At 62.9% G+C, this 3,483-nt stretch carries 2 protein-coding genes and 1 pseudogene; 1 reads left to right on the top strand and 2 read right to left on the bottom strand.

The window, feature by feature from the left end; translation table 11 throughout:
- Positions 1–63: 63 nt before the first annotated feature.
- Positions 64–492 (bottom strand): annotated as a pseudogene (locus tag ACQKPE_RS25975) (isocitrate lyase); the annotation flags it as partial.
- A gap of 494 nt (positions 493–986) precedes the next feature.
- Entirely contained in the window at positions 987–1,721 is a 735-nt protein-coding gene (locus ACQKPE_RS25970; protein WP_427669561.1) for a secretin N-terminal domain-containing protein, read from the bottom strand.
- A gap of 175 nt (positions 1,722–1,896) precedes the next feature.
- Between ACQKPE_RS25970 and ACQKPE_RS25965 the strand changes: the two genes are divergently transcribed.
- Positions 1,897–3,339: a SulP family inorganic anion transporter gene (locus ACQKPE_RS25965; RefSeq protein WP_427669560.1), complete on the top strand. Its 1,443-nt coding sequence runs from the start codon at positions 1,897–1,899 to the stop codon at positions 3,337–3,339.
- The last annotated feature ends 144 nt before the right edge of the window (positions 3,340–3,483 follow it).

Below are 3,483 nucleotides of genomic sequence, written 5' to 3'. Positions count from 1 at the left end.
TCATGGCTGCGGCATGGTACACTTGACGCCGCTTCGCAAGCCGCCTGGGACCGGGAGTTGTGCCTGGATCTGGTCGGCGCGGCGGAAGGCGTTGTTGATGCGCTTGACCACGGTCGGCACCGAGTCGACCGGGTACAGCGATTGGTCGGGGTACATGGATTCGGCCGAGTTGTTGTCGGCTGCCACTTGCCAGCCGGACAGGTAGATGGCCTGGATGCCGGCCTTCACCTGCTGCACTGCCTGGCCGCCGGTCAGGGCGCCCATGCAGTTGACGAAGTCTTTCTCGGGGCGGAAGGACGGGTGGGCGCCTTCGGTGACCAGCTTCCACAGTTTTTCCGCGCCCAGGCGGGCCAGGGTGTGCTCCGGCTGCAGGGAGCCACGCAGGCGAACGACATCGGCGGCGGTGTAGGTACGGGTCACGCCTTTCCAGCGCGGGTTCTCGGCCCAGTCTTTCTCGAGGGCTGCAATTTGCTGTTCGCGTGTCAGTGCCATGGAAATAAAACCTCGTCGCATCAGTCTTGTGAAGTATGTGCTGGTGCTCTGCGCGCGGTTCAGAAGCCTTGACGGCTGTCCTTCGTGGTGAGGTTGCGGCGGCGAACGAGGAGGCTCGAAGGGGGGAAGGGGCAGCGCGGGCGAAGTGCGGCGACAGGTCGGCTCGTGGATGCCTTGCTGTGGCGCGACAGGATTTGCCTGGTGACTGCGGTGATGCGCTTCCGTCCCTCGGGACAACTTCTTCGTTGCAGTCGCAATCCCATCGAACAACCTTGTGGGCCGTATGGACACGAGAGGCCTCCAGGGGTGACCGGAGTGCATCTCGGAAGCCCTTGCCAGGGCCTCTGATTAGCGGGAGCGAGGCCATCATGCCCTTGGAAAAAAGAGCCTGTCAAATGTTTTGTAGTGAATTTTTTCGCTTACTACATCTTTGGTCTAATGCGACTTGCCGGTCAGTTTCGAGGCCTTGGGTCGAGGCCTCGAACTGCCTGGGATCAGTCGAGAAGGTCGACTTTTACGCGCAAAGTCATGTTTTCGCCGCGCTGGGTGCTGTAACTGAGGCTTGAGGGGTCGCGTCCGGCTTGGCTCTGCTGGTTGTAACCGGCCAGGGTGATCCACTCACCGAGCCTGCCGGTGATGGTCGTGTCGGTGCTTTGTACTTTCACTACATCCGGACGTTCGTTGCTCATTCGGTCATTATTGGTACTTATTTGCAGACGAACCGTTTCACCGCTCAGGCTTGGCGTAACATAGAAACCCTGGGTCACATTGCGGTATTCGGTGTCGCTCTGCACGCGGCCGTAGCCATCGGTTGAGGTGCTGGTGATCGGCACGCTCTGGCCAACCTGGATCAACGCCGGCTGGCCTTCGCTGGCCTGTACCTGCTGCAGGCCGCCTTCGCGGTTGCTGGTGCCGTAGCGGATGACCCGGCTATTGCCACGGTTGTCCTGGAAGTTGCTGTCGTTGTTGTCGACGCTGATAAGCATGCGCTTGGGCGCGGTGTCGAGTTGTTGCAGCAGGGCGCGCAAGTCGTCGATGCGTTCGGGGCTGGCATTGACGATCAGCTTGTTCTCGAAAGCGCTGACCGTGCCGTCCTTGCCAAGGAACGATTGCGCGGCGGGCAACAGTTCGGCGCTGCTGCGGTGCTGCAGCGGCACGACCTCGGTAGCGGCCTGGGCGGTGAGGCTGGTCGCCAGCAGCAGGGCGGCGAAAAGGGGGCGTAGCGGCATGTCCGTGTTCTCCGCAGGTGGAATGAGCATGATGGCAAATTTGTCAGCATTGTGCAGGGCGTGGATCACAGGGATTTGAACAGTGGCTGCTGTCAGGCAAATTCCGTAAGATCGCGCCCCGCCTTCTTCTCTAGCAGCCCCGTTTGCAGGGCACCGTGCCGGATACAGGACCACCATGAAACCCGCCCGACTTCGCGCCGACCTGCTCGCCGGCCTGACCACGTCCTTCGCCTTGGTGCCGGAGTGCATCGCCTTCGCTCTGGTCGCGCACCTGAACCCGCTGATGGGCCTGTATGGAGCCTTCATCATCTGCACCCTGACGGCGCTGTTCGGTGGCCGTCCCGGCATGATTTCCGGTGCGGCGGGCTCGATGGCGGTGGTGATCGTCGCCCTGGTGGTGCAGCACGGCGCGCAGTACCTGCTGGCCACGGTATTGCTGGGCGGCATGCTGATGATCCTGTTCGGCGTGCTGCGTCTGGGCAAGCTGGTGCGCCTGGTGCCTTACCCGGTGATGCTCGGCTTCGTCAACGGCCTGGCCATTGTCATCGCCCTGGCCCAGCTGGAGCATTTCAAGGAGGGTGAGCACTGGCTGGCGGGCGCGGCGTTGTACCTGATGGTCGGCCTGGTGGCGTTGACCATGCTGGTGGTCTATGTGTTGCCGAAGCTGGCCCGCGCGGTGCCGCCCGCGCTGGTGGCGATCCTTGGGGTAGGCCTGCTGGTGTACCTGCTCGACCTGCCCACGCGCACCCTCGGCGACATGGCCCATATCGCCGGTGGCCTGCCGGGCCTCGCCTGGCCAGAAGTGCCGTGGACCCTCGAGACGCTGAAGATCATCGCGCCCTATGCACTGCTAATGGCGATGGTCGGCCTGCTGGAAACCCTGTTGACCCTCAACCTGACCGATGAAATCACCGAGAGCCGTGGCTACCCGGACCGCGAATGTGTGGCCTTGGGCGCGGCCAACATGGTTTCGGGCTTCTGCGGTGGCATGGGTGGCTGCGCGATGATCGGCCAGACAGTCATCAACCTCAGTTCCAATGGCCGTGGTCGACTGTCGGGGGTGGTGGCTGGGGTGATGATCTTGCTGTTCATCCTGTTCCTGTCGCCGCTGATCGAGCGCATTCCGCTGGCCGCGCTGGTGGGCGTGATGTTCGTGGTGGCCCAGCAGACCTTCGCCTGGGCCTCGTTGCGGGTGTTGCACAAAGTGCCGGTCAACGATGTCTTGGCGATCGTGGCGGTGACCGTGGTGACGGTGTTCACCGACCTGGCCACCGCGGTGCTGTTCGGTATCGTCATCGCTGCGGTGAACTTCGCCTGGCAGCATGCCCGCGAGCTGCATGCCGACAGCCATGACGACGGTGAGGGCGGCAAGCGCTACCAGGTGCATGGCACCTTGTTCTTCGCCTCGACCACACCCTTCCTCAACCAGTTCGATCCGGCGGGCGACCCGCAGAACGTGACGCTAGACTGCAAGCACCTGAGCTTCGTCGACTACTCGGCGATTGCTGCATTGAAGACCCTGCGCGAGCGCTATGGCAAGGCGGGCAAGCACCTGCGTGTGGTGCACTTGTCGGAACGCTGCAAGCAGTTGCTCAAGCGGGCGGGGGAGCAGGACTAGCTGGCACTGCGTTTCAGCCTGCTGTGGGAGCGGCCTTGTGTCGCGAAAGGGCTGCGAAGCAGCCCCAGGGTTTCAGCGGCGCTGCGTGAATTGCTGGCACTGGAATTGACGCAGGTGGAGGAAGGGGCGGTGAACATCGGCCTG

It is taken from the genome of Pseudomonas sp. NPDC089554 (assembly GCF_050280645.1).
GTDB lineage: Bacteria > Pseudomonadota > Gammaproteobacteria > Pseudomonadales > Pseudomonadaceae > Aquipseudomonas.
This window is presented reverse-complemented; position numbering and strand designations above follow the sequence as displayed.

What these genes read in the sequence shown, in the direction of transcription:
- ACQKPE_RS25970 (WP_427669561.1), bottom strand. Translation starts at nt 1,721, where the DNA reads ATGCCGCTACGCCCCCTTTTCGCCGCCCTGCTGCTGGCGACCAGCCTC.
- ACQKPE_RS25965 (WP_427669560.1), top strand. Translation starts at nt 1,897, where the DNA reads ATGAAACCCGCCCGACTTCGCGCCGACCTGCTCGCCGGCCTGACCACG.